At 65.0% G+C, this 26,175-nt stretch carries 25 protein-coding genes and 1 pseudogene; 8 read left to right on the plus strand and 18 right to left on the minus strand.

The features are described from left to right. The first annotated feature begins 118 nt into the window (after positions 1-118). Together efp and FNJ47_RS04400 are read left to right on the plus strand one after the other, a co-directional pair. A complete protein-coding gene (gene efp, locus FNJ47_RS04395) occupies positions 119-685 on the plus strand; it encodes an elongation factor P (protein WP_092125602.1) in 567 nt (188 codons plus the stop codon). A 37-nt stretch (positions 686-722) separates the two neighbouring features. Then, positions 723-2,309 (plus strand): M23 family metallopeptidase, encoded by a 1,587-nt coding sequence (locus tag FNJ47_RS04400; protein ID WP_163150990.1) that lies wholly within the window; start codon positions 723-725, stop codon positions 2,307-2,309. Here FNJ47_RS04400 and FNJ47_RS04405 read toward each other — a convergent pair. The 4 genes from FNJ47_RS04405 to FNJ47_RS04420 form a co-directional block, all read right to left on the minus strand. Further along, complete coding sequence (locus tag FNJ47_RS04405) at positions 2,306-2,731, minus strand: chorismate mutase (protein ID WP_163150992.1); 426 nt, start codon at positions 2,729-2,731, stop codon at positions 2,306-2,308. The genes FNJ47_RS04400 and FNJ47_RS04405 overlap by 4 nt on opposite strands. A gap of 126 nt (positions 2,732-2,857) precedes the next feature. Further along, on the minus strand, positions 2,858-3,751 hold the full coding sequence (locus FNJ47_RS04410; protein ID WP_163150994.1) for a dihydrodipicolinate synthase family protein: 894 nt from the start codon (positions 3,749-3,751) through the stop codon (positions 2,858-2,860). Positions 3,752-3,894: 143 nt separating this feature from the next. Continuing rightward, complete coding sequence (locus FNJ47_RS04415; RefSeq protein ID WP_175068345.1) at positions 3,895-4,401, minus strand: cupin domain-containing protein; 507 nt, start codon at positions 4,399-4,401, stop codon at positions 3,895-3,897. Between the two features lie 45 nt (positions 4,402-4,446). Further along, complete coding sequence (locus FNJ47_RS04420) at positions 4,447-4,926, minus strand: carboxymuconolactone decarboxylase family protein (protein ID WP_163150996.1); 480 nt, start codon at positions 4,924-4,926, stop codon at positions 4,447-4,449. 83 nt (positions 4,927-5,009) lie between these two features. Between FNJ47_RS04420 and FNJ47_RS04425 the strand changes: the two genes are divergently transcribed. Together FNJ47_RS04425 and FNJ47_RS04430 are read left to right on the plus strand one after the other, a co-directional pair. Next, positions 5,010-5,561, plus strand: coding sequence for a MarR family winged helix-turn-helix transcriptional regulator (locus FNJ47_RS04425; RefSeq protein WP_163150998.1), 552 nt, complete (start codon positions 5,010-5,012; stop codon positions 5,559-5,561). 111 nt (positions 5,562-5,672) lie between these two features. Further along, positions 5,673-6,908 carry a lytic murein transglycosylase gene (locus FNJ47_RS04430; RefSeq protein ID WP_163151000.1) on the plus strand — a complete coding sequence of 412 codons (1,236 nt, stop codon included), beginning with the start codon at positions 5,673-5,675 and terminating at the stop codon, positions 6,906-6,908. 101 nt (positions 6,909-7,009) lie between these two features. On the opposite strand, the gene FNJ47_RS04435 is transcribed toward FNJ47_RS04430, so the two are convergent. The 7 genes from FNJ47_RS04435 to FNJ47_RS04465 form a co-directional block, all read right to left on the minus strand. Further along, complete coding sequence (locus FNJ47_RS04435) at positions 7,010-7,825, minus strand: SDR family NAD(P)-dependent oxidoreductase (RefSeq protein ID WP_163151002.1); 816 nt, start codon at positions 7,823-7,825, stop codon at positions 7,010-7,012. Positions 7,826-7,843: 18 nt separating this feature from the next. Beyond that, positions 7,844-9,685, minus strand: coding sequence for a single-stranded-DNA-specific exonuclease RecJ (gene recJ / locus FNJ47_RS04440; protein WP_163151004.1), 1,842 nt, complete (start codon positions 9,683-9,685; stop codon positions 7,844-7,846). A gap of 55 nt (positions 9,686-9,740) precedes the next feature. Next, the gene (locus tag FNJ47_RS04445) at positions 9,741-10,460 is read right to left on the minus strand and encodes a haloacid dehalogenase type II (protein WP_163151006.1); all 720 of its coding nucleotides are present in this window, start codon (positions 10,458-10,460) and stop codon (positions 9,741-9,743) included. 118 nt (positions 10,461-10,578) lie between these two features. Then, positions 10,579-11,577 (minus strand): class II fructose-bisphosphatase, encoded by a 999-nt coding sequence (gene glpX / locus FNJ47_RS04450; RefSeq protein ID WP_163151008.1) that lies wholly within the window; start codon positions 11,575-11,577, stop codon positions 10,579-10,581. A gap of 79 nt (positions 11,578-11,656) precedes the next feature. After that, the gene (locus FNJ47_RS04455) at positions 11,657-12,976 is read right to left on the minus strand and encodes a homoserine dehydrogenase (RefSeq protein WP_163151010.1); all 1,320 of its coding nucleotides are present in this window, start codon (positions 12,974-12,976) and stop codon (positions 11,657-11,659) included. A 38-nt stretch (positions 12,977-13,014) separates the two neighbouring features. Next, positions 13,015-14,235, minus strand: a complete 1,221-nt coding sequence (locus tag FNJ47_RS04460; RefSeq protein ID WP_163151012.1) for an LL-diaminopimelate aminotransferase — start codon at positions 14,233-14,235, stop codon at positions 13,015-13,017. Between the two features lie 228 nt (positions 14,236-14,463). Then, complete coding sequence (locus tag FNJ47_RS04465) at positions 14,464-14,739, minus strand: hypothetical protein (protein ID WP_163151013.1); 276 nt, start codon at positions 14,737-14,739, stop codon at positions 14,464-14,466. A gap of 292 nt (positions 14,740-15,031) precedes the next feature. Between FNJ47_RS04465 and FNJ47_RS04470 the strand changes: the two genes are divergently transcribed. Both FNJ47_RS04470 and FNJ47_RS04475 read left to right on the plus strand, forming a co-directional pair. Beyond that, complete coding sequence (locus tag FNJ47_RS04470; RefSeq protein ID WP_163151015.1) at positions 15,032-16,840, plus strand: PHA/PHB synthase family protein; 1,809 nt, start codon at positions 15,032-15,034, stop codon at positions 16,838-16,840. Positions 16,841-16,913: 73 nt separating this feature from the next. Continuing rightward, on the plus strand, positions 16,914-17,312 hold the full coding sequence (locus FNJ47_RS04475; protein WP_163151017.1) for an MAPEG family protein: 399 nt from the start codon (positions 16,914-16,916) through the stop codon (positions 17,310-17,312). A 32-nt stretch (positions 17,313-17,344) separates the two neighbouring features. On the opposite strand, the gene FNJ47_RS04480 is transcribed toward FNJ47_RS04475, so the two are convergent. The 6 genes from FNJ47_RS04480 to FNJ47_RS04505 all read right to left on the minus strand — a co-directional run bounded on the left by FNJ47_RS04480 (position 17,345) and on the right by FNJ47_RS04505 (position 22,662). After that, positions 17,345-17,938, minus strand: a complete 594-nt coding sequence (locus tag FNJ47_RS04480) for a methyltransferase domain-containing protein (protein WP_163151019.1) — start codon at positions 17,936-17,938, stop codon at positions 17,345-17,347. Between the two features lie 14 nt (positions 17,939-17,952). Then, a complete protein-coding gene (gene argC / locus FNJ47_RS04485) occupies positions 17,953-18,930 on the minus strand; it encodes an N-acetyl-gamma-glutamyl-phosphate reductase (protein ID WP_163151021.1) in 978 nt (325 codons plus the stop codon). Between the two features lie 125 nt (positions 18,931-19,055). Continuing rightward, a complete protein-coding gene (gene argC, locus FNJ47_RS04490) occupies positions 19,056-20,102 on the minus strand; it encodes an N-acetyl-gamma-glutamyl-phosphate reductase (protein WP_163151023.1) in 1,047 nt (348 codons plus the stop codon). After that, positions 20,099-20,773 carry an FMN-binding negative transcriptional regulator gene (locus FNJ47_RS04495; protein ID WP_163151025.1) on the minus strand — a complete coding sequence of 225 codons (675 nt, stop codon included), beginning with the start codon at positions 20,771-20,773 and terminating at the stop codon, positions 20,099-20,101. The genes argC (FNJ47_RS04490) and FNJ47_RS04495 overlap by 4 nt, the downstream gene beginning before the upstream one ends. A gap of 220 nt (positions 20,774-20,993) precedes the next feature. Beyond that, entirely contained in the window at positions 20,994-21,983 is a 990-nt protein-coding gene (locus FNJ47_RS04500; protein ID WP_163151027.1) for an MBL fold metallo-hydrolase, read from the minus strand. Between the two features lie 148 nt (positions 21,984-22,131). After that, positions 22,132-22,662 carry a DedA family protein gene (locus FNJ47_RS04505; RefSeq protein ID WP_163151029.1) on the minus strand — a complete coding sequence of 177 codons (531 nt, stop codon included), beginning with the start codon at positions 22,660-22,662 and terminating at the stop codon, positions 22,132-22,134. Positions 22,663-22,848: 186 nt separating this feature from the next. Here FNJ47_RS04505 and FNJ47_RS04510 point away from each other — a divergent pair, with 186 nt between their 5' ends. Together FNJ47_RS04510 and parE are read left to right on the plus strand one after the other, a co-directional pair. Continuing rightward, complete coding sequence (locus FNJ47_RS04510; protein WP_163151031.1) at positions 22,849-23,217, plus strand: hypothetical protein; 369 nt, start codon at positions 22,849-22,851, stop codon at positions 23,215-23,217. A gap of 128 nt (positions 23,218-23,345) precedes the next feature. Beyond that, a complete protein-coding gene (gene parE, locus FNJ47_RS04515; protein ID WP_163151033.1) occupies positions 23,346-25,406 on the plus strand; it encodes a DNA topoisomerase IV subunit B in 2,061 nt (686 codons plus the stop codon). 271 nt (positions 25,407-25,677) lie between these two features. Here parE and FNJ47_RS04520 read toward each other — a convergent pair. Next, positions 25,678-26,007 (minus strand): annotated as a pseudogene (locus FNJ47_RS04520) (outer membrane protein); the annotation flags it as partial. Positions 26,008-26,175 lie beyond the last annotated feature (168 nt).

Raw genomic sequence — 26,175 nt, forward strand, 5'->3', positions numbered from 1 at the left:
CCGCAAAAGACTGGCATCTCAGGGACAAATCAGTATGTTGCAGCCCGAAATCGCCGCCATGGCTGAGGGGCTGCCGAACCGGTTTGCGCCCCCGGCCCTCAAATTCAGGAAAACACCTTTGAAAGTCATCGCCAGTTCCATCCGCAAGGGCAACATCATCGAGCAGGATGGCAAGCTCTATGTGGTCCTCTCCGCCGAAAACATTCATCCCGGCAAGGGCACCCCGGTCAGCCAGATCGAAATGCGCCGCATCGGCGACGGCGTGAAGGTCTCGGAGCGCTACAAGACCACCGACCAGGTCGAGAAGGCCACCGTCGAAGACCACAACTACAACTACCTCTACGAAGACGCCGACGGCTTCCACTTCATGAACAACGACAACTACGACCAGGTCCAGGTCTCCAAGGAGATCGTCGGCTCGTCTGCGCCGTATCTGCAGGAGAACATGACCGTGAAGCTGTCGATGCACGACGGCAATCCGGTCGCGATCCAGCTGCCGCAGCGCGTGACGCTGGAAGTGGTGGAAACCGAGCCCGTCACCAAGGGCCAGACCGCGTCGTCGTCCTACAAGCCCGCGATGCTCTCCAACGGCATTCGCACCGGCGTGCCGCCGCACGTTTCCACCGGAACGCGCATCGTCGTCATGACCGAGGACGGTTCTTACGTTGAACGCGCCAAGGATTGAGCGATAGTCTCTCAGCAGACTCGAACCGGGGGGTGCAGTGAACAGGAAGGTGGTCAGCTTCATCAGTTGCTGGCTGGCAGCCCCGCTTTTGCCTCCTCCCGGCGCCCATGCCGACGAATTCCGGACGCCATCGATCTCGGCCATGCGGGTCGAATGGCGCGCCGTGCTCGACCAGCTGCAGCAGGAGATCAGCTCCCGCCCGGCCGTCGCCGCCAACTTCACCTTCGCCGGACAACGCCGCGTCCCCGCCACCGATCCGCGGGCGACGCCCGCTTTGGTGCAGCTCAATGCGGCGACCTCGCCGCTCTTCCCCGGCATTGCGCGCAGCCCGATCCCGGTGCTGCTGCCTTTCGACCCCGCAAGCTATCTCGACGCGCGGCAAGGCGCTGGATCGGACAACCTGCCGGTCGCGCGCTATCAGGCCGATTTCCGCGCTGTCGATCTCTTCCAGGCCGGCGCGTCCGGCTATGACGCGGTATTCTCGCTCGACCCCGGTGCCGGCGACGGCATGCCGCCGCGGACGTTTGCAAAGCCGGTCGAGGTGCAGATCTCGGGCTCGATCCTGGTCTATGACCTCGCCGACAGGCTCGGCGGCAAGGGCGAGCCGGTCAAGGCACTGGCCGCGCAGTTTCCGGACATGCGCCGCGTCATCCGCGAAGGCTACCTCCGCTATGCTTTCACCCGCTTCGGGATTCCCTATGTCGTGTCGATCCAGTGTCTCGACAGCGCGCCGCGGGCGAAGCGGCTGGCCTGTCGCGAGGCCACTCCGGTCGCCGAGCGCTTCCTGAAGGCGTTGCGCATCGCCGGCGGGCAGCCCTCGGAGCCGCGCGGCGACATCGCCTCCAGCTTCGCCGAGCGGCCGATCACACAGGCGGTCGACTTCAGCTACCGCCCGAGCGGCGACATCGTCGCGGGCAGCGGCGGGCGCAGGCAGCAGGGCGGCCACGCCGATTTCACCGTTTATTCGCAGATCCGCTTTCCGCTCGATAAGGCACCGGCCTTCGCGCACTCGCAATCCTTCGCCAGGCGCAAGGCGGGCGCGACCGCGGACGAGTATTCCTGGCAGGACAATTTCTGCGAGGCGCGCAGCTTCGAGGTCGGCCAATGCGCCAGCGGCTACGGCCATCAGGGCCAGGATATCAGGCCGGGCGCGTGTCCCGCCGACAGCAAGGACAGTTGCGAGCCGAGGCAGCAGGCGGTGGTCGCGGTGCGCGACAGCATCGTGATTCGCTCGTCGCAGCAGCAGGCGGCGACTTTGCAGGTCAACACCCGCACCGAGCATGTCCGCTTCCGCTACATGCACATGAACCCGTCGGTGATGGACGTCGACGGCCTACTCAACGGACGCCGCGTTGCCGAGGGCGAGAAGATCGGCGTGGTCTCGAACTATCTCGACCATCCCAACGGCACGTCACGGCATCTGCATTTCGACGTGCAGGTGTTCACGCGCGACGGCTGGCTCTGGGTCAATCCCTACACCACGCTGGTGTCGGCCTATGAGCGGCTGATCCGCGGCCGCGGCCGCGAGATCGGGCCCGAGCCCGGACCTGCCGCGGCCATTGCGCATGCCCTGCCCGACGATGTCCTGCATCGCATCGACACCCACGAAGGCGGCAGCAACTAGCTATTTCTCCAGGGTGCATCACCGCGCGACGCGGCTGCTGCGAAAATGCCCTGCTCGTAATCGATAAAGGCGCGCACCATGGCGCGATAAGCGGCTTCGGCAACCTTGGGCGACAGCCCGTCCGCATCCGCGAGCGCCATCGCCTTTTTCACCACAGCCTCGGCGCGCTCCGGCGCCTCGACCTGCGCGGGGTTGGCCTTGAAGCGCGCGGCTTCATGCACATAGCGGCCGCGCTCCGCCATCAGGCGCACGATCTCACGGTCGAGCCGATCGATATTGCCGCGGACCTCGCCGAGCGTCTTGCAGCAGGCGCCATTGTCGACCGTGGGGCTGCCCCACAGCGCCGGTGCATTGGTTGCGGGTTCCTCGGCCCATGCCATTGCAGGAACCAGCAAGGTCAACAGAAACGCCAGCAATCGCATCGTACGCCTCCCAGAATGCCGAGCACGCCTTGCGACTGGTTATGCCGATTTTGCGCGCGGATGGAAGCCACACCGCGCTGCAGCTCAGATACTGGATCCCCTCCCGTCACGCCCCGCGCGACGCAGTCAGTCGATCTCCAATGCGGCCACCGTCTCCTGGACCCTCCGCTGAGCGTCGGCGGGTAGCGACAGGATCGGACGTGGGGGCTCGGCCGTACAGATGCCTCTGAGATTGGCAAGCGCGTAGACGACGCGCAGACCCGAGTATGCCTTGAACAGCTCCCACATCGGCAGCAAGCGCGCATCGAGCTGTCGCGCCCGGGCCGCATCGCCGCTCCTCACAGCGCGGATGATATCGAGGCAAATCCTCGGGAAGATGCCTGCGAGGACGCTGTACCAGGTGTCCCCACCCGCCAACAGCGCCTCGGTGCAATTCCAGTCGGCGCTGTAACCCAACGCTACGCCGCCAGGAACGACAGCCCGCAATTCCCTGAGATGGCCTGCCAGGTTCGCGGCGTCCAGCGCCGGGCTCTTCACCGCGACGATTCCCTCGACACGGCCGAGACGGCCGATCAGAGCCGGCGTGAACCGGAAATGGGTGGTTCCGGGATTGTCGTAGATGCAGATCGGCAACCTGCTCTCGCGGGCCACGGTCTGAAAATGCTCGAAGACCTCATCATCAGTCAGGGGCGTATAGGAAACCGCCGCCAAAAGGCCCGCCGCCGCACCGGCATCACGCGCATCTTGCGCCAAACGCACCGCCTCGTCGGTGCGCAGCGCGCCGATACCGACCAGGATCGGCGTCCTGCCGTCGGCCAAGGCGGTCGCCGCTTGCACCGCCCGCAGCCGCTCCTCGCGGCTGAAATACGGATATGACCCGGTGCTTCCGAGCAGCCCGATCGAATCCACCTTCGCCGCAATCAAAGGTTCGAGCAGTGCGCGCAGAGCGCCCGTATCGACCTGCCCATCCCGGTTCGAGGGCGTTATCGGGAAGGCAGAGAGTCCCTTCAGACTGATCATCACATTGTCCCTCGTCAGCAGCCTGCAGCGCAACCTGTCACGCAATCAATCGACGCGCCGCATTGCACGCAAGGTCCACTTTCACTCAAGCTGAGCAGCAAACTGGTCCAGTGCGCTTGCAGCCTCCCGTCGATCGATAGCGGCTATTGGAGCATCGTGGTCAGCTGCGCGCCTTCGTCGGCCACGAACACCGCGATCAGTTCCGCGGGCTCCGTGGTGCTCGCATTGGCCGAGACCATGTGGGTCGAGCCCGGCGGCTCGAAGAACGACTGGCCGACCTTGAAGGTCTCGACCGGCCCGCCGCCGAGCTGGGAGCGGATCTCGCCCTTCGTGATGTAGGCCGTCACCGAACCCGAATGGCGGTGCGGCGGCGTGAAGCCGCCCGGACCGTAGAACACGCGCACCACCGTGACGCGCTTGCCCGCCACGTTGGGCAGCGCATGCGAGCTGATGACCTCGACCTTGTCGAGCGGCGACGCCGCATTCGCGCTGGCGCAGAGCGGCGCGATCACCGCGGAGATCGCATCCATCGGGGTCGGCAACGCCTTGCCGATCACGAAGGCGCACGCCAGTCCCGCGATCACGGCCAGCGAAACCGGGCGCGGCGGCCGTGCGAATGAAAGAGATGGTGTCATCGCCATCGAGCTCATCGGTTGGTCTCCCCTGTCTATTGTCGTTCTGATCCGTCTCGATGCTTACGAAGCCGGGGCGTCCGCGCGCTGCCGGCGCGGCGGCGGCGTCCAGCGATAGGCTGCGCCGAACCGGTTCCAGACATTGATCGACGCGATCGCCGAGGTCAGATAGGTCAGTTCCTGTTCGGAGAATTCGGCGGTGGCCTGCGCGTAGACCTCGTCGCTGACGCCGTTCGGCATGGTCGTCAGCGCTTCGGTCCAGGCCAGCGCGGCGCGCTCGCGGGCCGAGAACTGCGGCGCCTCGCGCCACACCACGACGAGGTTCAGCTTGTCGACGGGCACGCCGAGGCTCTCGCTTTGCAGGACGTGATACTGCACGCAGAAGGCGCAGCCATTGATCTGCGAGGCGCGGATCTTGACCAGCTCCAGCAGCTGCTTGTCGAGGCCGGCCTTCGCCGCGAACTGGCCGAGCGCACGCACGGCGGCGAACACATCGGGAGCGAGCTTCTCGAAGTCGGTGTATTCCTTGCGAGCATGTGACATTGGCGCGGCCTCATGTTATCAGTGTACTGACATATTATCAGAGCTCTGATATTGAGCAAGACGCGGACATTGGCGACGGCAACATGGCGGGAATGCAGAAACGAGGGAAATCCGGTGCCGCTGGGCGGCGTCCGGACCGGACAAAAGCCGGTGGAAAGGCCGCGGACGCCCTGCCCGCCTCTGCCGTCCCGCCCCCCGGCGAGGGCAAGCGCGGCGAACAGGGCTATCTCGCCTATCTGCTGCGCCAGGCGCATGCGGCGTCGCGGCTGTCGATGGAGCGCGGGCTCGCCGGGCTCGGCGTCACCTCGCCGCAATTCGTCGTGCTCACCATGCTCAAGGCCTATCCGGGCCTCTCGGGCGCCGATCTGGCGCGGGTGGCGCTGCTGACGCCGCAGACCGTCAGCGTGATCATCCGCAACCTCGAGCGCGACGGCGCGATCCGCAAGACGCCGCATCCTGTTCATGGCCGGGTGCTGCAATGGACGCTGACCGGCCATGGAACCACGCTGCTGGAGAAATGCCGCCATATCGCCCAGGCCCAGGAGCGCCGGCTTGCCGCCAGCCTCGATGCCAGATCGGACCAAATTGTCCGGCAATGGCTGTCAAAAATCGCCATAGATTTGCAGGATAGCTAGAGCATGTCCCGGAAAAGTGGGAACCGGTTTTCCGACAAGGGCATGCTCAAATAGTGATTCCTGCGGCGGCGTGGCTTTGGCTCACCCGATCGGCGCCGCTACACTGGCCCGATGAAACAGCCTGATTCTCCGAAGTCCCCTGCCCGTCGTGCCGTCCTCAAGACGGCGCTCGCCGCCGGCGTTGCGCTCGCCAATCCGCTCGGCGCGCTCGCAGCCGCGCCTCCCGGCTTCGACCAGTGGCGCGATAATTTCCGCGCCCGCGCGCAGGCAAAAGGCATCTCGGATGCAACCTGGAATCGCTGCATGGGACGGGTCGAGCCCGACATGAGCGTGTTCAAGCAGATGCGTAATCAACCGGAATTCCGCGAGCAGATCTGGCAGTACATCAACCGTCGCGTCTCCGACTGGCGCATTATCCACGGCCGCGAGGCCCTGAAGAAAAACGACGCGCTGTTCGGCCGGATCGAGCGCGACTTCGGCGTCGAGCGCGGCACGCTGCTCGCATTGTGGGGCGTCGAGTCCGCTTATGGCGATCCGCTGGTGCAGCAGAATCACATGACGCCGGTGTTTCCCTCGCTCGCCGCGCTCGCCTGGAACGAGCCGCGCCGCAAGGCCTATTGGGAGACCGAGCTGATCAACGCGATGAAGATCGTGCAGCGCGGCTGGAGCACGCCCGAGGAGATGAACGGCTCGTGGGCCGGCGCGATGGGCCATTCGCAGTGGATGCCGGAAGTCTGGCTCAATGTCGGCTTCGACTATGACGGTGACGGCAAGGTCTCGCCGTTCGGCCGGCCCGACGACGCGCTGGGCTCGACCGCGAAGTATCTCGTCAATCGCGGCAAGTGGCACCGCGGCGAGCATTGGGGCTACGAGGTGCGCGCGCCCGGCGGCAATGCCAGCGGCAGCCGCAGCTACGCAGCCTGGGCCAGCGCCGGCGTCGTCAGAGCCGACGGCCAGCCGTTCCCGCAGCCGAATGCATCGGCGCAGCTCTGGATTCCCGTCGCCGGCGGTCCAGCCTTCCTGCTCGGCCCGAACTTCAACTCGGTGAAGAGCTACAACCCGTCGATGAACTACGCGCTGGCGATCTGCCATCTCGGCGATCGCTGTCTCGGCGGCCCGCCGTTCATCCAGCCCTTCCCGGGCTCCGAGCGCGCGCTGACGCTGGCCGAAGTGCAGGAGATGCAGACGCGGCTGACCAAGGCCGGCTTCGACACCGGCGGCACCGACGGCCGCGTCGGCAACGACACCATGAAGGCGATCAAGGATTACCAGATCAAGATGAGCCTGCTGCCCGCCGACGGTTACGGCGGCCTCAAGGTGCTGGCGCGGTTACGGCAAGGCGGCTAGGTAGTCCCTCGCCGTCCTAGCAGAGCTTGTAGCCCGGGTGAGCGAAGCGACACCCGGGGCGATTTTCCCGCATGTCGCTCCGCTCATGCGGGCTACACTCCCTACGTCGGAGGCTGGCGCACCACGCCGCCGGCGTTCATACCGCCGTCGATCACGAGCTCGCTGCCGGTGACATAGCGCGACGCATCCGAGGCGAGATAGAGCACGCCCTGCGCGATCTCGATCGCCTGGCCAGCGCGGCCGAGCGGCGTTGCGAACCTCGCACGCTCCTCCGGATCGATCGGCGCGTTCTGGCCGGCGCCGGTTGCGCCGGTCGGGATCTTGCCCCAGATCGGCGTATCGATGATGCCGGGATGCACGGAGTTGACGCGGATGCCGTCGCCGACCTGGGCGCATTCCATCGCGATCGACTTGGCAAACAACCGGACCGCGCCCTTGGTGGCGCTGTAGCCGGAAAGCGTCGCCGCACCGCGCAGGCCGGCCAGCGACGACATCATGATGATGGAGCCGCCGCCGTGCTTGCGCATCAGCGGCAGAGAATGCTTCACCGACAGGAACACGCCATCGATATTGATGGCGGTCTGCCGGCGCCAATCCGCGAGCGACATCTCGACAATCGACGGCGCTCCGATGCCGATGCCGGCGTTCGAGACCATGATATCGAGGCGGCCATGCCGCTTGCCGATCTCGCTGATGACCTCGATCCAGCGCTCCTCGCTGGTGACGTCCTGAGGCAGGAAGCTCACCTTGCGCCCGGCTTTCGTGAGCCGCGCAGCGAGCTCCGGTCCCCTCAATTCGTCGATGTCGGTCGCGACAACCGTCGCGCCTTCCTGCGCGAGCAATTCGACGATGGCTTCGCCGATACCCGACGCGCCGCCTGTCACCAGCGCGACCTTGCCTTCAACCTGTCCTGACATGTCCTCTCCCAACGTTTCTTATCGGATCACCGTCGGGCCCTGATCCGGCGCCGCGACGTCGAGGACACGGAATTGCACACGTTCGGTGCCTTGCCAACGGTCGACTGCAAGAGAGCCCGCCACGTGAAGTTGCTGGCCACGATTTTGCGTCAAGGCGCTGCCGAGCTTCTGTCCAACGGAGCGGAATGCGATACCGTTGACGATGGAACCGTCGCCGGACTTGAAGCGCAGCCGCAGATGCGCCTGCCCGACCTCATCGGCATAGACCAGCTGATGCGACGGCAGCGCAATCACCGGCTCCGGATTGGCGCTGCCGAACGGGCCCGCGCGATTGAGCGTCGCGGCGAATTCCGGCGTCACCGCGCGCGCGGTGACCGCACCATCGATGAACAGCTCGTTCTCGTGGCGAGAGTTGGCGACGTCGGCCGCCAGCGCGCTTTCCATGTAGGCACGGAATTCCGCGAGCTTCTCCTTGCGCAGCGTCACACCCGCCGCCATCGCGTGCCCGCCGCCCTTCATCAGCAGCCCATCGTGCACCGCCTGGCGCACCGCCTTGCCGAGATCGACGCCGCCGATCGAACGGCCCGATCCGGTGCCGATGCCGCCCGGCTCGAGCGCGATCGCAAACGCAGGACGCGCGAACTTCTCCTTCAGCCGCGCGGCGACGAGCCCGACCACGCCGGGATGCCAGCCTTCCGCCGCGGTGACGATGACAGCGCCCTTGTCCTCCAGCCCAAGCGAGGCCAGCGCCTCGGCTTCGGCCTGCGCCTCGGCCGCCTGCTCGATCACGCGCCGCTCGCTGTTGAGGCGGTCGAGCTCGGCCGCGATCCGTGCGGCCTCCGAAACATCGCCTTCGAGCAACAGCCGCACGCCGAGATCGGCGCGCCCGATGCGGCCGCCGGCATTGATGCGCGGCCCCAGCATGAAGCCGAGATGCCAGGCCTCCGGCGGACCGTTCAGCCGCGCCACATCCATCAGCGCGGTATGGCCGACATGATCGCGCCGGCGCATCGCGATCAGGCCCTTGGCGACGAAGGCCCGGTTGAGCCCGATCAGCGGCGCGACGTCGGCGACGGTGCCGAGCGCGACATGATGCAACATGCTGAGCAGGTCCGGCTCCGGCATCACGCCGGTCCAGAAGCCGCGCTGACGCAGCTCGCGGTTCACCGCGACCAATGTCACGAACACGAGGCCAACGGCCGCGAGATGGCCGAGCCCGGAGAGATCGTCGGGCCGGTTCGGATTCACCAGCGCGTCGACCTCGGGCAGATCATCGCCGGTCTGATGATGATCGATCACCACGACCGACATCCCGAGCTTCCTGGCTTCCGCCAGTGGCTCGATGCTGGTGGTGCCGCAATCGACGGTGACGAGCAGCGTCGCGCCCTTTGCCGCGAGCGCACGAACGGCGTCGATGTTCGGCCCGTAGCCTTCGAAAATGCGGTCGGGAATGTGGATCAGTGGATCGAGCCCGCAATGGCGCAGATGCCATGTCAGCAGCGCCGCCGAGGTCGCACCGTCGACGTCATAGTCACCGAAGATCGCGACCTTCTCCCCGCGTACCGCGGCATCCGCGATACGCTTGGCCGCATGCTCCATCTCGGTAACCGTATGGGGATCCGGCATCAGCTTGCGGATGGTCGGGTCGAGGAAGTCGGCGACATCGTCGATCGCGACATCGCGCCCAGCCAGCACGCGCGCCAGCATTTCCGGCAATTGATAGCGCTGCACGATCGCGAGCGCCCGCGCCGCCCCGCGCGCATCCAGCCGGTCGCGCCAGAGCTTTCCGGTCAGCGACCGCGACACACCAAGAAACGCCAGCGGCGCTTCGACGGGCAATGCGGATGCGTGGAGCGTCATGATTCCTTTCCAATCAGGCAGGAATCGTAGCGCCTCAGTGAATCCCAAGCCAGTTCTAGCAGCCCATCCGGCTGGCGATTTCCCCGAAATCCTTGGCCACGATGTCCCAGTTGCCGGTGGCCTCGAAATCGACCTTCTGCAGCGGGCCGTATTCGGTCGGCCGCGCGACAAAGGCGGTCTTCAGGCCGTGCTTCTGGGCGTGCTTGAGATCGTAGTTGTGCGCGGCGACCATCATCACCTGCTCCGGCGGCAGGCAGAGCAGCTTCGCGGCGCCGAGATAGGTTTCCGGGTCCGGCTTGTAGTGCTCGAACAACTCGGCCGACATCACGAGGTCCCAGGGCAGGCCCGCGAACTTCGCCATGTTGGTGAGCAGCGCGACGTTGCCGTTGGAGAGCGGCGAGATGATGTATTTGCTCTTCAACCGGGTCAGCCCGGCGACGCTGTCGGGCCAACCATGCAGGCGATGCCAGCCCTTTGTCAGATGCTGCAGGTCGGCCTCGGTGAGTCCCTTGATGTCGAACTGAGCGACCAGATTCTCCAGCGAGCGGCGGTGTAACTCATCGAGGATGACGTAGGCGTTCTGCGGATTCTTGCGCACCTCGTCCATCGAGGCCGCATAGACCGCGCGCCAGCCGTCGACCAATGCGGTCCAGTCGGCCTTGATCCCGCGCGTCTCGCCCCATTTGGTGAAATCGTTGATCAGGCTGGTGCGCCAGTCGACCACGGTGCCGAACACGTCGAACACCAGCGCCTTGACCCCGGACAGATCGGACATGCGCGTCTCCCGCTATTGTTGTTCTTGCTTGATCCGTCATTCCGGGGCGCGCTCGAGCGCGAACCCGGAATCTCGAGGTTCCGGGTTCGATGCTGCGCATCGCCCCGGAACGACAGCCTTAGTCCAGGTGGAACTTCTCCAGCTGCCGATGCTCGGCCTTGATGTAGCGCACGGTGCCGGTCACCGAGCGCATCACGACCGTCTCGGTCTCGATCACGTCCTTCTTGAACTTCACGCCCGTCAGCAGCGAGCCGGTGGTGACGCCGGTGGCGGCGAACAGGCAGTCGCCCTTGGCCATGTCCTCGATGCCGTAGATCATCTTCGGATCGATGACGCCCATCTTGTGCGCGCGCTCGCGCTTCTCTTCGGTGTCGAGGATCAGGCGGCACTGCATCTGGCCGCCGATGCAACGCAGCGCGACCGCCGCCAGCACACCCTCGGGCGCGCCGCCGGTGCCGATATACATGTCGACCCCGGTCTCATCGGGCTTGGCGCAGTGAATGACGCCGGCGACGTCGCCATCGGTGATCAGCTGCACGGCGGCGCCGGTCGAGCGCACGCTGTTGATGATCTCGGCATGGCGCGGACGGTCGAGCACCAGCACGTTGATGGCGGTGGGGTCGACGCCCTTGGCCTTGGCGAGCCGGCGCACGTTGTCGGCCGGCGGCGCGTCGAGCTCGATCACATTCTTGGCGTAGCCCGGGCCGATCGCGATCTTCTGCATGTAGACGTCCGGCGCGTGCAGCAGCGTACCGCCATCGGCCATCGCCATGGTGGCGATCGAGCCGGGCATGTTCTTGGCGCACAGCGTGGTGCCTTCGAGCGGGTCGACCGCGATGTCGACCTTGGGACCGGCGTTGAGGCCGACCTTCTCGCCGATGAACAGCATCGGCGCCTCGTCGCGCTCGCCCTCGCCGATCACGACGGTGCCTTCGATCGGCAGCTTGTTGAGCTCACGGCGCATCGCGTCGACCGCGGCCTTGTCGGCGGCCTTCTCCTGGCCGTGGCCGCGCAGCCGCGCGGCCGACACCGCCGCGCGCTCCGTCACGCGCACGATTTCGAGCGTCAGGATGCGCTCGAGCAGCATCTGCGGCGGAACGGAAATATGGGTCGACATCGGCGTACTCCTTAAGCCTCTGGGACAGGCCAGCCTGCCCGCATCAATCGTCTCACGCCCGACCCGTTCAGGCCATGCGCTAGTTCTTCTCGATCCGGATCACCTGCGGCCGGCCGCTGATGACCTTATCGCGCTGCACTGCGGCCAGCGCGCGATGCACGGCATCCTCGCTGGTCGCATAGGTAATCAGAATGACGGGGACCGGTGAAGGTTTTTTGGCCGCGCCATTCACATCGACGCCATCCGGGTGCCGTTGCACGATGGATTCGAGAGATATCTTCTGTTCCGCGAGCCGGGTGGCGATTGTTGCGGCAGTGCCTGCAAGATCGCGCGCCATCAGGCGGATATAGTAACCACCCTCATGGCGTTCCATCGGCGCCTTGGAGGTGTCGCGCAACCGCTCGACCGGACGGCCGAACGGCTTGGCGCGAATGCCGCGGGCCACGTCGGCGATGTCGGCCACCACGGCCGAGGCGGTCGCGCCGCCGCCGGCGCCGGGCCCGACCAGCGTGATCGGCGGAATGCCCTCGCCGTCGATTGCGACAGCATTGGTGACGCCCATCACCTGCGCGATCGACGATGATTTCGGCACCATGGTCGGGTGCACGCGCTGCTCAATGCCCTTTGCCGTGCGCACGGCAACGCCGAGCAGCTTGACGCGGTAACCGAGTTCCGCCGCGGCCTTGAGGTCTTCCGGCGTGATCGAGGAGATGCCTTCGACATATACAGCGCTTTCGGCGACCTTGGTTCCGAAGGCGAGGCTCGCCAGGATCGCCAGCTTCTGCGCGGTATCGTGACCATCGACGTCGAATGACGGGTTGGCTTCGGCGTAGCCGAGACGCTGGGCGTCTTTCAGGCATTCTTCAAACGACAGCCCCTCCTGCTCCATCCGGGTCAGGATGTAATTGCAGGTGCCGTTGAGGATGCCATAGACGCGGTTGACGCTGGTGCCGGCGAGACCCTCGCGCAGGGTCTTGATGACAGGGATCGCCGCACCGACCGCCGCCTCGAAGTTCAGCGCGCCGCCGTGCTTCTCGGCAGCCGCCGCGAGCCGCAGGCCATGCTTGGCGATCAGCGCCTTGTTGGCTGTCACGACCGACTTGCCGGCCTTCAGCGCGGTCTCGATCGCGGAGAGCGCCGGATCGCCGGAGCCGCCCATCAGTTCGACGAAGCAGTCGATGTTGGGATCTTCGGCCAGCGCCTCGGGGCTCTTCGCCCAGGCGATGCCGCGCAGGTCGAGGCCACGCTTCTTGGCTTTCGAGCGCGCCGTGACGGCGACGACGCGAACGCCGCGGCCGCTGCGCTCGGCGAGCGCCCGGCCTTGCGTTTCGATGAGGCGGACGACATCGGCACCGACGGTGCCGAGCCCCGCTATGCCCACGTTCAGGGGTGCGACCATGGATTTAAAGGACCTGGAGATTAAGCAACCTGGAAGGATCAGCGTCGGTTGGCGAGAGGAACGACGTTGTGCAACGTTTCGATGCCGCTTTCAAGGAAGCGGCGCACGCCGCGCGCGGCCTGCCGGATGCGCTGCTCGTTCTCCACCATCGCGATGCGGACATAGCCTTCGCCATGTTCGCCGAACGCAACGCCGGGCGACACCACGACGCCGGATTTCTCCACCATCAGGGTCGCGAACTGCATGCTGCCGACCGCCTCGAACGCCTTGGGCAGCGGCGCCCAGGCGAACATCGAGGCCTGCGGCGGCGGAATGTCCCAGCCGGCGCGGCCAAATGACTCAACCAGCGCATCGCGGCGCTTGCGGTAGGTGTCGCGCATCTCGCGGATGCAGTCGTCGGGACCGTTCAGCGCCGCGGTCGCCGCCACCTGGACCGGCGTGAAGGCGCCGTAATCGAGATAGGATTTGACCCGCGCCAGGGCGGCGATGATGCGCTCATTGCCGACCGCAAAGCCCATGCGCCAGCCGGCCATCGAGAAGGTCTTCGACATCGAGGTGAACTCGACGGTGACGTCGATCGCGCCGGGCACCTGCAGCACCGACGGCGGCGGCTTGTCCTCGTCGAAATAGACCTCGGCATAGGCCAGATCGGACAGGATGAAGATGTCGTGCTTCTTCGCGAATGCGACCAGATCCCTGTAGAAGTCGAGGTCCGCGACATAGGCGGTCGGATTCGACGGGTAGCAGACGATCAGCGCGATCGGCTTCGGAATCGAATGGATGATCGCCCGCTCGACCGCCTCGAAGAACTGCGGCGTCGGCTCCGACGGCACCGAGCGGATCACGCCGCCCGCCATCAGGAAGCCGAAGGCGTGGATCGGGTAACTCGGGTTCGGGCACAGCACGACATCGCCGGGCGCGGTGATCGCCTGCGCGACGTTGGCAAACCCCTCCTTCGAGCCGAGCGTCGCAACCACCTGCGTATCGGGGTTCAGCTTGACGCCGAAGCGGCGCGCATAATAGGCGGCCTGGGCCTTGCGCAGGCCGTTGATGCCGCGCGAGGCCGAGTAGCGGTCGGTCCGCGGCTTGCCCAGGGTCTCCTTGAGCTTCTCGATCACATGCGACGGGGTCGGCAGGTCCGGGTTGCCCATGCCCATGTCGATGATGTCGGCCCCGGCATTGCGCGCGGCCGCCTTGGCCTGGTTGACCTTTTCAAAGACGTAAGGCGGCAGACGGCGAATGCGGTAAAAATCTTCCATGGGACCCTTGCTCCGACAACCGCGACGCCAGAATCGACCCCCTTGGTAGATTTGCGGAAGCCGTCACGGCCTCTTACAGAAATCGCGCTGAATCAATGATTTAGAGCGAATTCAGGCGCACGATCTGGGGGCTGCGGCCGGATCTGCGGTTGAACTGGGTTTCTTTTAGCACGGACGCCGGGCGGCGCCAGCGCTGATCGGCCACCTGGCGCGGCTCACTTGTACCGCTCACTTGCCGGCCTGGGCCGACGCCTGGGTCTGGCGCTCGCGGGCGGCAACCAGCTCCTGCTCGATCTTGGCCTGATCCGCCGGCTTGATCGTCGGATCGGCGCGGTCAGGCGGAAGGTCGTGGACCGGGAGGTAGCCGCCGGCATCCTTTTGCCGCGCCGGCGCGTCGGCGGGCATGCCCATATCGGCAATCGTGCTCGAGCAACCGCTCAGCGCCAGCAACGACGCGAGCAGCACTGCGGCCGCGGGCCCTCTGTTCATTCTATCGATCGGCATGCGCCGAATTGTCCCCAACAAGCTAGCGCGCAGGTCGCACGTTGCCGACACGGGTCGCACTGGTACGAGCCTTGCAGCGTCCCCGCTGCGTTAATCCTGGCTTTAATCGTTTCAAACGATTGTCGCTCGAAACGCTTAAGCCGTGAACAGCAAAAGCGACCCCTGAGGCTTCAATATGACCGAACAAAGATTTTTTGTCGCACCGCAACACAGCGAAACATCGGATTTTCACTGATTTTCGTTGCCGCACCGCGCGATGACGACCCCCAAACGACGCGATATTGTCCTTCAAATGAGCAACGTCAGTACCGACATCCAAGCCGCCCCGAAATTCAACGCCGAAGCCTTCGCCATGAACATCGCCAGGGCGATGGAGAGCAGTGGCCAGGCGCTGGCCGCCTATCTCAAGCCGCGCCAGACCGGCGAAGTCCGCGACAAGCCGCCGAACGAGCTCGGTGAGGTCATCAAGACCTTCAGCGTGATCGCCGAATACTGGCTGTCCGACAAGGAGCGCGCCTCGTCGCTGCAGATGCAGCTCGGCAAGGATTACCTCGATCTCTGGGGCACGGCGGTGCGCCGCCTGGCCGGCGAAGCCGATGCCAAGCCCGCGATCGCGCCGGCCCCGCGCGACAAGCGCTTCCAGGATCCGGAGTGGAAATCGAATCAGTTCTTCGACTTCATCCTTCAACTTTACCTCTTGACCGCGAAATGGGCGCAGCAGCTGGTCCACGACGCCGACGGGATCGATCCGCATACCCGCAAGAAGGCCGAATTCTACGTCCAGCAGATCACCAACGCGCTGGCGCCGTCGAACTTCGTGCTGACCAACCCGGAAGTGCTGCGCGCGACCGTCGAGACCAACGGCGACAATCTGGTGCGCGGCATGAAGATGCTGGCCGAGGATATCGAAGCCGGCCACGGCACGCTGAAGATCCGCCAGTCCGATTCGAGCAATCTCGAGGTCGGCGTCAACATGGCGACGACGCCGGGCAAGGTGATCTACCAGAACGAGCTGATGCAGTTGATCCAGTATTCGCCTGCGACGGAGAGCGTGCTGCGCACGCCGCTGCTGATCGTGCCGCCCTGGATCAACAAGTTCTACATCCTCGATCTGCGCCCCGAGAAATCCTACGTCAAATGGTGCGTCGACCAGGGCATCACGGTGTTCGTGATCTCCTGGGTCAATCCGGACAAGGAGCTCGGCAAGAAGACCTGGGCCGACTACATGACCGAGGGCCCGCTCACGGCGATGGACGTGATCGAGAAGGTCACCGGCGAGATGAAGGTGCACACCGCCGGCTATTGCGTCGGCGGCACCATGCTCGCCTCGACGCTGGCCTATCTCGCCGAGAAGCGCCGCCAGCGCGTGACGTCGGCGACGTTCTTTGCCGCGCAGGTCGACTTCACCCACGCCGGCGACCTGCTCGTGTTCGTCGACGAGGACCAGATCTCGGCGCTGGAACGCGACATGCAGGAATCCGGCGTGCTCGAGGGCAGCAAGATGGCGATGGCCTTCAACATGCTGCGCTCGAACGACCTGATCTGGTCGTATGTCGTGAACAATTATCTGAAGGGCCAGTCGCCCTCCTCGTTCGACCTGCTGCACTGGAATTCGGACGCGACGCGGATGCCGTCGTCGAACCACTCCTATTATCTGCGCAACTGCTATCTGGAGAACCGGCTGTCGACCGGCACCATGGTGCTCGACAACACGCTGCTCGATCTGTCGAAGGTGAAAGTGCCGGTCTACAATCTCGCGGCACGCGAGGATCACATCGCGCCGGCGGAATCGGTGCTGTACGGCTCGCAGTTCTTCGGCGGCCCGGTGAGGTATGTGCTGGCCGGCTCCGGCCATATTGCCGGCGTGGTCAATCCGCCCGCCTCGAAGAAGTACCAGTACTGGACCAATGACAACATCAAGGACATCAAGCTCGCCGACTGGCTGAAGGGCGCCGAGGAGCACAAGGGTTCGTGGTGGCCCGACTGGCGCGCCTGGCTGGAGAGCCATGATCCGGAGATGGTTCCGGCGCGCATCGTGGGCGCCAACGGAACGCCGGTGCTCGAGGACGCACCGGGCAGCTATGTCCGCGTCCGCGCGTAGCGCGAACTCTTCCGCTCAGCTATAAACAGACGATCCCGGCGGTCGGGAATCGCATTGACGTGAGGGGGAGACGATGACGCGCGAACTGTTCTGGCTGTCACTGACGGTGATCCTGACCGGCATTTTGTGGATCCCCTACATCATCAACCGCTGTCAGGTGCGCGGCCTCTCCGGCGCCATGGGCAATCCCTCGCGCGGCGACAAGCCCCACGCCGAATGGGCCAACCGGCTGATGTTCGCCCACGACAACGCGGTCGAGAACCTCGTGATCTTCGCGCCGCTGGTGCTGATCCTCAACGCCGCCGACTATTCCACCAAATGGACCGTGCTCGCCTGCGCCGTCTATTTCTGGGCCCGCGTCGCGCATCTGGTCGTCTACACGCTCGGCCTGCCGGTGTTCCGCACGCTGGCCTTCACGGTCGGCTTCCTCGCGCAGGCGGTGCTGGCGCTGGCGATCTTCAAGATCGTCTGAGCAACAACATGGCGCCGGCCACCGCGCCGGCGCTAGTCCCCGCTCTTGCGCACCACGATATGCAGCATCGTGGCGGGCGCCTCGTCAAAGCTCTTGATCTGGCTGGTGTCTGACGAGACCTGCGTCCATGCCCCCGACGATGCGTAGGTCGCCGCCAGCCAATCCGCCGCGGGATAATTGTAGTAGCGGCCGATGCTGTCGCGGCCATCGCCATGGCCGATCTTGTAGCTCGCGTAGAAGATGCCGCCTGGCTTCAGCGCCCGATGGATGCGGCTGAGGATGCCGGCCAATTCGTCGCGCGGAACATGCAGCAGGCACGCGCTGGCCCAGACGCCGTCATAGGCTTCCAGGTCGTCGAGCTCATCGAACAGCATCGCCTCGACCGGATGATTGATGCGGCGCGCCGCGACTTCAGCCATTTCAGGTGAACCGTCGGTCGCGCGCAGCAGAAAACCTTCGGCGAGCATGACGGCGGCATGATTGCCGGCGCCACAGCCGAGCTCGAGGATCGCGCCGCCCGGCGGCAACAGCTTGAGAAAGCCGATCAGCCGGGCGGACGGAGCTTTCGCCCACCCGGCATAAGCCTCGGCATTGCGCCGATAGAATTGCAGCGTGGCGTCGTCCACGGTGCGCCTCGTCGTCAGCTATCGGCCAGTCCGAGCATCAGCCGCATGTTCTGGACCGCGGCACCCGAGGCGCCCTTGCCCAGATTGTCGAGCCGCGCGACCAGCACGGCCTGGCGGTGCTTGTCGCTGGCAAAGACATAGAGCTCGAGCTGGTTGGTCTCGTTGAGTGCTTCCGGCTCGATTTTGCCGCCCGTGCTGGCCTCGTTCTGGAGCGGCATCGCCGAGACGTATTTGCTGCCGGCGTACCACTTCGCCAGCACAGCCTGCAGATCGGCTCCATCAGGCTTGCCCGGCAGCGCGTCGAGTTGCAGCGGCACCGAGACCAGCATGCCCTGCCGGTAGTTGCCCACCGACGGGATGAAGAGCGGCCGCCGCGTCAGATGCGAGTAGAGCTGCATCTCCGGCACGTGCTTGTGCTCGAAGCCGAGCCCGTAGAGATGGAACGCCGGCGCCGAGCCGTCTTCGAAGCTTGCGATCATCGACTTGCCGCCGCCCGAATAGCCGCTCACCGCATTGATGGTGACGGGATAGTCGGCCGGCAGCAGGCCACCGTCGACGAGCGGCCGCAGCAGCGCGATTGCGCCGGTCGGATAGCAGCCCGGATTGGAGACCTTTTTTGCGTTGCGGATCTTGTCGGCCTGGCCGGGCGCGAGCTCCGCGAAACCATAGGCCCAGTCGGGCGCGACCCGATAGGCCGTCGACGCGTCCAGCACCTTCGGCGCTGAATTGCCCATGGTGTCGATCAGCGCGACGGTTTCCTTGGCGGCATCATCGGGCAGGCAGAGGATCACGAGATCCACCTCCTCCGTCAGCGCGCGCTTGGCACCGGCGTCCTTCCGCTTGTCCTCGGCGATATGCTTCACCGCGACGTCGCCGATCGCATGCAGCCGTTCCTGGATGCCGAGCCCGGTGGTGCCTGAGCCGCCATCGACGAACACGGTGGCCTTGGTCGCACCGCTCTTGGTCTTTGGATTGGTATCGGTGAGGGTCATGGCACGTTCCTTTCGAGCTCATTCGTTTCGTTTGCTAGCACATTGGCCACGCCTGCGCCGCCAATCCGGGGATGGGCAGCTATCCCTGGATCGAGCGCATCCTCGTCCACGTTAACAACCCCCGCTCACGGAAACAGCGCGATCTGCTCCAGTCCGGTGGTTTCGGGCAAGCCGAACATCAGGTTCATGTTCTGGATCGCCTGTCCGGCCGACCCCTTCACAAGATTGTCGAGCGTCGAGAGCACGATGGCGCGGTTCTTGATCCGGTCGGCGACGACGCCGATCTGAACGTAATTCGAGCCACGCACGTTCTGCGTCTGTGGCAACACGCCCTTCTTCGTCACATATACGAACGGCTCGTCGGCGTAGGCCTTTTCCAGCTCGGCGCGCAAATCGTCCGGCGTAGCCCCGTTCAGCTTGACATAAGATGTGCAGAACTCACCCCGCGCCATCGGAATGAGATGCGGGGTGAAGTTCACTGTCACGGCCGAGCCAGCGGCTGCACCGATCTCCTGCTCGATCTCCGCCGAGTGTCGGTGGCTTCCGATCGAATAGGGCGACAACCCTTCGCCGGCCTCGCTGAACAGCGTGTTCTGCTTCAGTCCGCGTCCGGCGCCGGTGACACCCGACTTGGCGTCGATGACGATGTCGTCGACGTCAATCATCTTTGCCTTGGCCAGCGGAACAAGCGCCAGCAGCACCGCCGTCGGATAGCAGCCGGGACAGGCCACCAGCCGCGCGGCCGCGACCTTCTCCCGGTAGAGCTCGGTCAGCCCATAGACGGCCTCGTCCTGCAATTCGAGCGCCCGGTGCTCATGGCCATACCATTGCGCGTAGCTGTCTTTGTTGCGCAGCCGGAAATCCGCGGACATATCGAGGATCTTGATTCCGGGATTGGCTTTCAGCACCGCAGCGATGATCTCTTGCGTCGTCCCGTGCGGCAGTCCGCAGAACACGGCATCGAGCCGCGTCCAGTCGACCTTTTCCCATTCCACGAGTTTTGGCAGGTCAAGCATGAAGAAGTGAGGAAACACCTCGCTCATCGTCTTGCCGGCATGGGTGTTGGCGGTAAGCGCGGTGATTTCGGCATTCGGGTGCCGCGCCAACAGGCGCACCGCGTCGGCGCCGGTGTAGCCGGACGCGCCCAGAATTCCGATTTTCTTCTTCGTCATTGCTCGCTCCTCGGAAGCGTAGTCATCTCGGTCTGTATCATCGCGAAAGCCTGCGGGCGCACCTCGCGCATCAATGCAGCGATGTCCCGGGCACCGGAATCGGCCTGCAAAGCGAGCGTGTTGCCGACCGCCGCGAAATCGGCTTCGGATTTGTGCTGGTTCAGCTTGAAGCTGCCCTCCACCTCTTCCACCGTCATCTCAAAACCCACGATCGCCTTCTTCATGGCATCGAGCCGCGGGGCTGTCATCTTGCCTGACGTCCACGGGGGCTTCGGCAGCAGCCGGTCCTCGAACTTGGCGCTCAGCGTGTCGATCTGAACCGCGAGTTCCTCATCCGACAGGGTCCGCACCGACCCGGTCAGATGCACAGCCTGATAGAGCCAGGTCGGCACCTGGTCGGGCGACACGTACCAGTCCGCCGACACATAGGCATCCGCGCCGTTGACGGCCAACAACCAGGGAGCCCCGCCCACCAGCTTTACCAGCGGATTGTGACGGGCAACATGAAACAGCGCCCGCGGCGTGCCGTCGGCGGCGTAGGTCAAATAGAACGGCAGCACGGAGGCGATCGGCTTGCCGCCGTCCCACGCGCAGGCCATGCCGAAACCGCGCGCTTCCGCGAAGGCAAGGCTCGCGGCGCGGTCAGGCTTGAATACCGGTGGCGTATACATGGTCGAAACTCCTGCGTGACGAAGGAGCCGCCAGATCGAACCGCGTGTCTTTTTGAGGAGAGCGCCGCGGGATCAGGTCCGGCGGCAGAGGCGATGGTCTTAAACGCGAGCGACCGCCCATACCGCGATAATGCGGCGGCGGCGGGCAATGATGATGGTCGCGGCGTTGATCATGGGCGCGGCTATAGGGCCGCACCCCTTTGACGTCAAGAAAAACCGTTCAGATCGCCGGATTCCACGGTGCCAGCACGACGCGGTAGCCGACGCCGTCCTTCACCACGTTGCCGAGGCCCGGGAACGGATAATGGAAGCCCTGCACCTGGAGCCGCTCCGCGACCACCATGTCGTAGATGCGGCGGCGGGTCTTCTCCGCCACGTCGCCGTCCTGGTCGAAGAACGCATGCCAGCCGGGGTTGGTCGCGAACAGGTTCGGGTTGTTGGTGACGTCGGACTGGATGAAGACCTTGTCCGAGCCCGAGGCCAGCACGTAGGAAGTGTGGCCCGGCGTATGGCCGACGGTCTCGACCGAGGTCAGGCCCGGCGCGATCTCCTTGCCCCATTCATAGGGCGTAACCTTCTTCTTCAAGCCCGCCTCGAAGATGTTGCGGTTGTTCTTGAACAGGCCCGCCATGCGGCCGGCCGGTGCCCGGCTCATCTCGCCGTCATCCATCCAGAACTTCCATTCGGTGGCCGGCACAAGCACTTCGGCGTTCGGGAATGCCGGCGTGCCCTCGGCCGTCAGCAGGCCATTCACATGGTCGCCGTGGAAATGCGAGATCACGACCATGTCGACATTCTTGGGGTCGAATCCGGCGGCAACGAAATTGTCGGCGAACAGGCCATTGGTGCCCTTGCTGCTCACCTTGGCCAGCGCACCGTTGCCGGTGTCGATCACCACGAGCTTGCCGCCGGTACTGAGCACGAGAGGCGCGAACCAGATCGTCATCATGTCGCGCGGCATGAACGCCTTCTCCAGCGCCGCATTGACGTCGTCGCGCTTCGCATTCGGAATGAACGAGTCCTCCAGCTTGAAGACATTCTTGCCGTCGGACACCGCGGTGACGAGGATGTCTCCGACCTTGTAGCGATAGAAACTCGGCGCCTGCTTGTCGGCTACGGGCGCTGCGGCGACCGCGGGAACGGCTGATAACAATGGTGCGGTTGCGATGCCGGCAGCGCCAGCGAGAGCGTGACGTCGTGTCAATTCCATGTGTTGTCCTCCCAGTGAAGCGGCGCCCAATGAACTCGCGCTTGGTGCGCGCGGTTGTATCAGCGTTTCGATACTCGCGCGATGACTACAGCGCGAGCGGTTGCCCTCCCGGCCTAACCCCTGCGCGGTCGCGATATTCCTGACATCGCTACACCACCCGCCACATCCACTCGATGCCTTGGGCAATGACGTCGCCGAACAGCAGCAGCGCCGCGGACCAGACCAGCGCGGAGACGAAATTGGCGACCTGGAACTGCCAGTACGACATCTCGAAAATGCCGGCCGCAAGCGGCACCGAGGCGCGCAGCGGACCGAAGAAGCGCCCGATGAAGATGCTCGGCACGCCCCATGTCTTCACGAAGGCTTCGCCGCGCGGCAGGATCTCGGGATAGCGCGACAGCGGCCACATCTGCGCGACCTGCTCCTTGTAGCGATAGCCGAACCAGTAGGAGACCCAGTCGCCGAGCGCGGCGCCGATGCCGCCTGCAATCCAGATCGGCCAGAAGCTGATCCCGCTGACGCCGATCAGCGCGCCGATCGCAACCAGCGCGCCCCAGGCCGGCACCAGCAGCGAGATGAAGGCGAGCGATTCCGCGAACGCCAGCAACAGGACGATCGGAGCGGCCCAGGCCTGGTGATGGCGCACGAATTCGGCCAGGGCCCGCGCAAGGTCTTCCATTTCGTCGTGTGCCTTCCGCTCCGTTGAACCTCGAATGAACCTTTCTACCGGCATGCAGCCTAAGAACAGGTAAGCCAGCCCATTGCGTGACATCAAGTCACAAAGGCGGGGATCAAACGTGATTTCCGACAGGCTCCGCGGTCCGGGCCGGCCGACATCTCCCTCATAAGAAAAAGGATTCACTGGATGATCGGGTCACTGATGATGTGCGTGGGGGTTGTCGTCTTGCTGTTCGGAATGCTCGCGGGCATCGCCATGGGTATCCAGCACGACTTCACGTTGGGGCCGGCGCATGCGCATCTCAATCTCGTCGGCGGCGTGCTGCTGTTCCTGTTCGGCTTCTACTACCGGCTGGTGCCGGCGGCAGGCACGATGCTGCTCGCCAGGATCCAGGGTTGGCTGCATATCGTCGGCGGCATCCTGTTTCCGGCCGGCGTCGCCGGCGTGCTGTTGAGGGGGCCGGCGTTCGAGGCGGCCCCGATCGTCGGCTCGCTGATGGTGGTCGTCGCCATGGCCCTGTTCACGGTCGTTGTATTCCGCACCTCGCGGGCGTAATCGCGGGCACCTATCTACACAGGCGGCCGGCTCTTCAGGGGGCGGCCGCCCCCATTTGGCAGCCCATCCGTGGCATAGTCAGAGCAACCGATTCGCTGCGCCAAAACCGGCGCGCCACTTGAAGAACCATGGCCAAATCATTGAAGTCGAACGCCAAAAGTAAATCTGCCGACGACCTGTTCGGGGCTCCGCAGCCGAAGGGACGTGCACCGGCCAAGGCCGCCTCGCGGGCTGCAGCCGGCGCCGAAGCCGGCTATACGGCGGCCGATATCGAGGTGCTGGAAGGGCTGGAACCGGTCCGCCGGCGCCCCGGCATGTATATCGGCGGCACCGACGAGAAGGCGCTGCACCACCTGTTCGCCGAGGTGATCGACAACTGCATGGACGAGGCGCTCGCGGGTCACGCCACCTTCATCGACGTGGAGCTGACCACCGACGGCTTCCTGACCGTGACCGACAATGGCCGCGGCATTCCGGTCGACCCGCATCCGAAATTCCCGAAGAAGTCGGCGCTCGAAGTCATCATGTGCACGCTGCACTCGGGCGGCAAGTTCGACTCCAAGGTGTACGAGACTTCGGGCGGCCTGCACGGCGTCGGCGTCTCCGTGGTCAACGCCCTCTCCTCGCGGCTCGAGGTCGAGGTCGCACGCAGCGGGCAGTTGCATCGCATGACCTTCGAGCGCGGCCATCCCAAGGGCAAGCTCGAAGACCTCGGCAAGGTCAACAACCGCCGCGGCACGCGCATCCGCTTCAAGCCGGACACCGACATTTTCGGCGCCAAGGCGGCCTTCAAGCCGCAGCGTCTGTTCAAGATGACGCGCTCGAAGGCCTATCTGTTCGGCGGCGTCGAGATTCGCTGGCACTGCGATCAGGAACTGCTGAAGGGCGTCGAGGACGTTCCGGCGGAGGCCAAGTTTCACTTCCCCGGCGGCCTGAAGGACTATCTGGCCGCGGCGATCCATGCCGACACGCTGGTGCATCAGGACATCTTCTCCGGCAAGTCCGGCCGCAGCGGCGCGCATGGCGCCTGCGAATGGGCTGTCGCCTGGACTGCTGATGCCGACGGCTTCCTGTCGTCCTACACCAACACCGTGCCGACGCCCGACGGCGGCACGCATGAATCGGGCCTGCGCAGCGCGCTGCTGCGCGGCCTGAAGGACCATGCCGAGCGCGCCGGCCAGGGCAAGCGCGCGGCCTCCATCACCTCGGAAGACGTGATGGTGGGCGCGGCCGTGATGCTTTCGGTGTTCGTGCGTGAGCCTGAATTCCAGGGCCAAACGAAAGACCGTCTCGCCACCGCCGAAGCGCAGCGCATCGTCGAACAGGCGATGAAGGACCCGTTCGACCACTGGCTGTCGGGCAATCCGAACCAGGCCAACCGGCTGCTCGATTTTGTGATCGATCGCGCCGAGGACCGGCTGCGTCGCCGCCAGGAAAAGGAAACCGCGCGCAAGACCGCAGGCAAGAAGCTGCGCCTTCCCGGCAAGCTCGCCGATTGCTCCGACGCAGGCACCGAAGGCTCCGAACTCTTCATCGTCGAAGGTGACTCGGCCGGCGGCAGCGCCAAGCAGGCGCGCGATCGCAAGACCCAGGCCGTGCTGCCGCTGCGCGGCAAGATCCTCAACGTCGCCTCCGCCGGCAAGGACAAGCTGACCGCCAACGCGCAGCTCTCCGATCTCGTGCAGGCGATCGGCTGCGGCACGCTCGCGCACTACCGCGAAGAGGATCTGCGCTATCAGCGCATCATCATCATGACCGACGCCGACGTCGACGGCGCGCACATCGCATCGCTGCTGATCACCTTCTTCTACCGGCAGATGCCGCGGCTGATCGACGAGGGCCATCTCTATCTGGCGGTGCCGCCGCTCTACAAACTGAAGCACGGCACCAAGTCGATCTACGCGCGCGACGACGCGCACAAGGAAGAGCTGCTGAAGAGCGAGTTCAACGCCAACGCCAAGGTCGAGGTCAATCGCTTCAAAGGCCTCGGCGAGATGATGCCGGCGCAGCTGAAGGAAACCACGATGGATCCGGCCAAGCGCACGCTGCTGCGCGTGGTGCTGCTGGCCGATGATCGCGAGGGCACGGCCGATTCGGTCGAGCGGTTGATGGGTACCAAGGCGGAAGCCCGCTTTGCCTTCATCTCCGACAAGGCCGAATTCGCCAGCGACGACCTGCTCGACGTCTAGGATCAACCGGCTGATCTGAAACGATTTTCCGGCCGCCCTCCTGATCGGGGGCGGCCGTTTTCATTGGCCTTTTCGGAGCGCCCGGCGGCTTCGTTTTCGGGCGGTTGTGTCTCACCCGCAACAGCATTTCCGACGGAACCACGTATAGTCCTGACATGAGTTTCGGGAATCGGTGCCAGTGCACCCCCGTCAGCGACCCGATCGAACGCTAGTCGAGGATTTGGAAATGAAGAAGATTTTGCTCGCTCTGACCGCGGTTGCTGCGATGACGGGTTCCGCGTCGGCTGCCGATCTGGCCGTCAGCGAACACGCCGATGACCCAGCTGTTGGCGGTCTGCCAATCGTAACCGGCGCCGACGGTGCCGTACCAGCCATCGCCGCCCTGGCGCTGGTTGAAGCCGAGGATCGGTGCGCCGGTCACGGTCGACTGAACGCCGGTGTCAGCATCCCAGATGCCGCCGCCGCCACCGCCGAAGATGTAGAAGCCGGTCCAGCTCGGCGCCACCGCGATCGGGGCGGGAGCCTTGGTGTAGGGGCGGGCGGCCAGATCCGCAGCTGACGAGGAACTCGTCACCGCGGCAAGCCCGGTCAGAGCGAGCAAACACCGCCCCCTTGCCCAATCCTCGACGAGCGTGCGATCGCGCCGCTGGCGGGGGTGCCCTCGCCCCGACTCCCCCAAACCATGTTAGGTCTATCTCGGGCCCCCGCGGAACGGCCAGTTCGGGCGAGGCACCACCGCTCGTAAACCAGGCAGCAGGTCGACCCGAAA

Origin of the sequence: Bradyrhizobium uaiense (assembly GCF_010811875.1) — a bacterium.
GTDB lineage: Bacteria > Pseudomonadota > Alphaproteobacteria > Rhizobiales > Xanthobacteraceae > Bradyrhizobium > Bradyrhizobium uaiense.